Origin of the sequence: Mycobacterium sp. (assembly GCF_019243155.1) — a bacterium.
Taxonomy (GTDB): domain Bacteria; phylum Actinomycetota; class Actinomycetes; order Mycobacteriales; family Mycobacteriaceae; genus Mycobacterium.
On sequence record NZ_JAFAUS010000309.1, the window covers coordinates 1 to 6,199 of the forward strand.

At 66.0% G+C, this 6,199-nt stretch carries 4 protein-coding genes and 1 pseudogene; all 5 read left to right on the top strand.

Features of this window, described 5'->3' with window-relative positions:
- Nucleotides 1-322 (top strand): annotated as a pseudogene (locus JOZ00_RS15705) (methylmalonyl-CoA mutase); the annotation flags it as partial.
- A 5-nt stretch (nt 323-327) separates the two neighbouring features.
- On the top strand, nt 328-2,580 hold the full coding sequence (scpA, locus tag JOZ00_RS15710) for a methylmalonyl-CoA mutase (RefSeq protein ID WP_293345102.1): 2,253 nt from the start codon (nt 328-330) through the stop codon (nt 2,578-2,580).
- Entirely contained in the window at nt 2,581-3,570 is a 990-nt protein-coding gene (meaB, locus tag JOZ00_RS15715) for a methylmalonyl Co-A mutase-associated GTPase MeaB (protein WP_293345104.1), read from the top strand.
- Nucleotides 3,571-3,633: 63 nt separating this feature from the next.
- Nucleotides 3,634-4,920 carry a serine hydrolase domain-containing protein gene (locus JOZ00_RS15720; RefSeq protein WP_293345106.1) on the top strand — a complete coding sequence of 429 codons (1,287 nt, stop codon included), beginning with the start codon at nt 3,634-3,636 and terminating at the stop codon, nt 4,918-4,920.
- Nucleotides 4,921-5,417: 497 nt separating this feature from the next.
- On the top strand, nt 5,418-6,199 hold a 782-nt coding region (locus tag JOZ00_RS15725; RefSeq protein WP_293345108.1), incomplete at its 3' end, for a sulfotransferase family protein.

The following is a 6,199-nucleotide window of genomic DNA, read 5'->3' on the forward strand; positions in this document are numbered from 1 at the left end:
CGCGGTGAACCTGCTGGCCTCCGGTGGCATCGAGGCGGTCAACCCGGGAACGGTCGATGCCGACGGCGTCGCGGCGGCGGTGGCCGAGTTCGAGGCGGCGGGGTTGCCCACCGTGGCCGTCATCTGCGGCACGGACAAGCGTTACCAGGACGAGGCGTCCGGCATCGTGCAGGCCGCCCAAAGCGCCGGCGTAGCCCGGGTCTATCTGGCCGGGCCCGAAAAGGCCGTCGCCGATGCCGAGCACAAGCCCGACGAATATCTGACGGCAAAGATCAATGCCGTCGAAGCACTGTCGAATCTGCTCACCAGGCTGGGGGCGTAACAACCATGACGACCACCGCACCCGCCGTCGGCAGCTTCGCCGATGTGCCGCTGCACTCCGAGCGGCCCGTTCAGTCTCCGACCGAAGCCGCCGTCGAAGAGCATGTCGCCGCCGCCGCGGCCGCGCACTGGTACACACCCGACCAGTTGCAGTGGCACACACCGGAAGACATCGAGGTCAAACCCGTCTACATCGCCGCCGACCGGGCCGCCGTGGAGGCCGAGGGCTATCCGCTGCACACCTTCCCGGGCGATCCGCCGTTCGTGCGCGGGCCGTACCCGACGATGTATGTCAACCAGCCGTGGACGATTCGGCAGTACGCCGGATTCTCCACCGCGGCGGAGTCCAACGCGTTCTACCGACGCAATCTGGCCGCGGGCCAGAAGGGATTGTCGGTGGCCTTCGACCTGGCCACCCACCGTGGATACGACTCCGACCATCCGCGCGTCCAGGGTGACGTCGGAATGGCCGGTGTGGCAATCGATTCCATCCTCGACATGCGGCAGCTGTTCGACGGCATTGATCTGTCGACGGTGTCGGTGTCGATGACCATGAACGGCGCGGTGCTGCCGATTCTGGCGCTTTACGTGGTGGCGGCCGAGGAACAGGGTGTGCCGCCGGAGAAGCTGGCCGGCACCATCCAGAACGACATCCTCAAAGAGTTCATGGTGCGCAACACCTACATCTATCCGCCCAAGCCGTCGATGCGCATCATCTCCGACATCTTCGCCTACACCAGTGCCAAGATGCCGAAGTTCAACTCCATCTCGATCTCCGGATACCACATCCAGGAGGCCGGTGCCACAGCGGATTTGGAGCTGGCGTACACGCTGGCCGACGGGGTCGACTACATCAAGGCCGGCTTGGACGCCGAGTTGGACATCGACAAGTTCGCGCCCCGGCTCTCCTTCTTCTGGGGCATCGGGATGAACTTCTTCATGGAGGTCGCCAAACTGCGGGCGGGCCGCCTGTTGTGGAGCGAGCTGGTCGCTCAGTTCGATCCCAAGAGCGCCAAATCGCTGTCGCTGCGCACGCATTCGCAGACTTCGGGCTGGTCGTTGACCGCGCAGGACGCGTTCAACAACGTCGCTCGCACTTGCATCGAGGCCATGGCGGCCACCCAGGGGCACACCCAGTCGCTGCACACCAACGCGCTGGACGAGGCGCTGGCGTTGCCCACCGACTTCTCGGCCCGCATCGCCCGCAACACGCAGCTGGTGCTGCAGCAGGAGTCGGGCACCACCCGACCGATCGACCCGTGGGCGGGTTCCTATTACGTGGAATGGCTGACCCATCAGCTCGCGCAACGGGCCCGCGCGCACATCGCCGAGGTCACCGAGCACGGCGGCATGGCGCAAGCCATCAGCGACGGCATCCCCAAGCTGCGCATCGAGGAGGCGGCCGCACGCACCCAGGCCCGCATCGACTCCGGGACCCAGCCGGTGATCGGCATCAACAAGTACCAGGTCGAAGAGGACCAGGAGGTCGAGGTCCTCAAGGTCGAGAACAGCAGGGTTCGCGCCGAGCAGCTGGCCAAGTTGAAGGACCTGCGGGCAAGCCGCGACCAGCCGGCCGTCGACGCGGCGCTGGCCGAATTGTCCCGTGCCGCAGCCGCGCATGGCCGCGCCGGCGAAGACGGTCTGGGCAATAACCTGCTGGCTCTGGCGATCGATGCGGCGCGTGCCAAGGCCACCGTCGGCGAGATCTCCGACGCGCTGGAGAAGGTGTACGGGCGGCACCAGGCGGAGATCCGTACCATCGCCGGGGTTTACCGCGAGGCAGCCGGAAAGGCCGGAAACATGGCGAAAGCCACCGAACTTGTCGAGAAGTTCGCGGAAGCCGACGGTCGCCGCCCCCGAATCCTGGTGGCCAAGATGGGCCAGGACGGCCACGACCGCGGCCAGAAGGTGATCGCAACGGCGTTCGCCGACATCGGTTTCGACGTCGACGTCGGATCGCTGTTCTCCACGCCCGAGGAGGTGGCCCGCCAAGCCGCCGACAACGACGTGCATGTGGTCGGGGTGTCCTCGCTGGCGGCCGGTCACCTCACGCTCGTGCCCGCGTTGCGCGATGCGCTGGCCGAGGTGGGACGGCCCGACATCATGGTCGTGGTCGGTGGGGTGATCCCGCCGGGCGACTTCGATGAGCTGTACGAGGCCGGGGCCGCCGCCATCTTCCCGCCCGGCACCGTGATCGCCGATGCCGCAATCGGCTTGCTGCGCAAGCTCGCCGAGCGGCTGGGTTACAGCCTGGACTAAATGACGTCCCGGAAGAACGACACCGTCGAAGAGTTGGCGGCTGCGATTCGCAGCGGCAACCGCGCGGCGCTGCCGCGGGCCATCACGATGCTGGAGTCCACTCGCGCCGATCACCGCGAGCAGGCGCAGCAGCTGCTGCTGGCCTTGACGCCCGACTCGGGGGACGCCCACCGGGTGGGTATCACCGGAGTTCCGGGGGTGGGGAAGTCCACCACGATCGAAGCGCTCGGCATGCACCTGATCGACAACGGCCACAAGGTGGCGGTGCTGGCCGTCGATCCGTCGTCGACTCGCACCGGCGGCTCGATCCTCGGCGACAAGACCCGGATGGCGCGGCTCGCACAGCATGCCGACGCCTACATCCGGCCGTCGCCGACGTCCGGCACGTTGGGTGGCGTAGCAAAGGCCACCCGCGAGACCGTGGTGTTGTTGGAAGCCGCTGGGTTCGACGTGATCCTGATCGAGACGGTCGGCGTCGGGCAGTCCGAGGTGGCCGTCTCCAACATGGTCGACACGTTCTTGTTGCTGACCTTGGCGCGGTCCGGTGATCAGTTGCAGGGCATCAAGAAGGGCGTGCTGGAGCTCGCCGACGTCGTGGTGGTCAACAAGGCAGACGGCGATCACCTGCCCGAGGCACGCAAAGCCGCCCGGGAGCTGTCGTCGGCGCTAAGGCTGATCTACCAGCACGAAACCCTCTGGCGGCCACCGGTTCTCACGATGAGCGCGATGGAGGGAAGCGGCCTGATCCAGATGTGGGAGACCGTCGAGAAGCATCGCAAGGTGCTCACCGAGGCCGGAGAGTTCGAGGCGCGCCGCCGGGCCCAGCAAGTCGACTGGACCTGGCAGATGGTGCGGGACACGGTCTTGGACCGGGTGCTGTCCAATCCGAACGTCCGCAAGATGCGGGCCGACGTGGAACGACAGGTCAAGGCGGGGGAGCTGACCCCGACGCTGGCGGCCCAGCAAATCCTGTCAGCCGCGTCTGACTAACGGATAGGTAAATAATCTAGATTTCGCTCCGGCGAGGTGTGAAATCGAAGTAAATTCAAAAGCGTGACATTAGAATCCCGAGTCGATCGCCGAGCGGTTGAAGGAGACGATGCCCCTGACGCGGGGCATCGCGTGTCTGGATCGGCGGACTCACACTTTGGATGCGTCGTTCGCAGCTTCGCCGCCATGTTCCCCGCGCGCCGGTTCGGCGGCGGCGCTCTGGCGGTCTACTTGGACGGCGAACCCGTCGTCGACGTGTGGACGGGTTGGTCGGACCGGAGCGGTCATCGGCCGTGGACGGCCGACACGGCCCCGATGGTGTTCTCGGCGACCAAGGGCATGGCCGCGACGGTCATCCACCGACTCGCTGACCGGGGGCTGATCGATTACGAGGCGCCGGTTGCGGAGTACTGGAAAGAGTTCGGCGCCAACGGCAAGGCGGACCTCACGGTGCGCGAGGTGATGAGGCATCACGCCGGCCTGTCGGGTCTGCGCGGCGCCGCGAAGGAAGACCTGCTCGATCACCTTGCGATGGAGGAGCGGCTGGCCGCCGCGGCGCCGGGCCGGCTGCTGGGCAAGTCCGCGTACCACGCTCTGACGTTTGGTTGGCTGATGTCCGGGCTGGGGCGGGCCGTCACCGGCAAGGGTATGGGCGCGCTGATCCGCGAAGAACTCGCCGAGCCGCTCGGCACCGACGGCCTGTATCTTGGGCGGCCGCCTGCCGGTGCGCCGACGCGGGCCGCCGAAATCATTGTTCCCCAAAGCATCGTCGGTAACCCGTTCGTCAGCTACGTCTCGCGCATGGTCGCCAACGAACTCTCCGGAGGGTTCCGCTCCATGTACTTCCCGGGCATAATCGCCGCCGTCCAGGGCGATGCGCCGCTGCTGGACGCCGAGATCCCGGCGGCGAACGGCGTCGCGACCGCGCGCGGGCTGGCGCGGATGTACGGCGCTATCGCAAACGGCGGCGAGGTCGACGGCGTCCGATTCCTGTCCCGCGACCTGGCCGCCGGCCTGACCGGTCAACGGAGTCTGCGACTGGATCGAAACCTGTTCGTGCCGTTGGCGTTCCACCTGGGCTATCACAGCTTGCCGATCGGGAACGTGATGCCCGGCTTCGGCCACGTCGGGCTGGGTGGATCCCTCGGATGGACCGATCCGGCGAGCGGCCTGGCGTTCGCGCTGGTGCACAACCGGCTGCTGACACCGCTTGTGATGACCGATCACGCCGCCTTCGTCGGCATCTACGCGCTGATTCGCAAGGCGGCCGAGAAAGCCCGCAAGCGCGGCTTCCGACCGGTCACGGAATTCGGGGCGCCATTCAACGAACCAGGCGCCGTGGCGGGATGAGGACAAAGTCTTCGCGAAATGTCCAATTTTTCGCAGGCTGTCCGTAGGCGGATTTCCTGCGGTGGCGAACTACCCGATGGGGGATAGACCGCCGTGACCGGTCGCTTCATTCAATTGGCGCACTGGCCCGTTCGACAGTTGTCGCTGATTGCGCAGTTAGCTGGAGGACTTCGTCCAGCAAATATGTGGTAGATGACGTAGAGTCGGCGGAGACCGCAGTGGAGCCGTCCGAAACCACGGCAGCCGGGAGGCAAAATACTCAAAGCTTGCGGAACCTATTGCAACGATCCAGAAAGTATGTAAAGCTGCCGGGAAGGGGTGCCATGGTTTTCCGTGGTCGCCGGGGCCGGGACCGGAATGCCCTCTCCCATGACCAAGATGAAGGGCGGACAGTGATGAGTCTTATGACGCAAGGTGTCGGTCGTAGGAATCCGGCAACGAGCAACCACGCCCCGAGTGGGACCGGGACGCGGCCTGTCGCGCTTTTCGTCTTGGGAATGGGGCGATCCGGAACGTCTGCGCTCACACGAGTGCTCTCGCTGTGCGGCGCCGCGCTTCCCGTCGGGATGATGGGAGCCGACGAGGGGAACCAGCGTGGCTACTGGGAGCCGCGCGCATCACTCCTTCTCAATAGGGCAATCCTAGAGCGCCACGGCAGCGCCTGGTGGGATCCGTCATTGCGGGTGCTTGAGGAAGGCGTCTTCAGCGACGAAGAGAAGGCCGCCTGTATGGCCGAGATCGGGTCGTATCTCAACAAGCTTCCCGCAGCGCCGGTCGTGGTCATCAAGGACCTGCAGATCAATGTGCTCGCCGACATGTGGTTCGAAGCGGCACACCAGGCCGGAATGGACGTCGCGGTTGTCATCGCCGTGCGCCGCCCGCAGGAGGTCATCCCGTCTCTGGCCAGCCTGGCAGGGGCGTCGCCGGAACTGGCAAGTGCCTTGTGGCTCAAGGGCAACCTGGTTTCCGAGCGGCACACCCGCGGGGTGCCGCGCGTGTTCGTCGAGTACGCGAACCTTTTAGCGGACTGGCGCAAGGAAGTACGGCGGATCTCGACGGCGCTGAACGTCGATCTCACCCCGCAAGACGAGGCCGAGGTCGACGGCTTCCTTTCGCCGGACCTCCAGCGCAACCGAGACTGCGGCCCGCTGATGGATCGGTTCGGCACCGACTGGATGTCCGTCGTCTACGAATCGATGCATGCCGCAGCGCAGGACCAGCCGTGGGAAGATTCGGCGCTGGATCGCGTCTTCGAGGCGTACCGGGCGAGCGAACACGA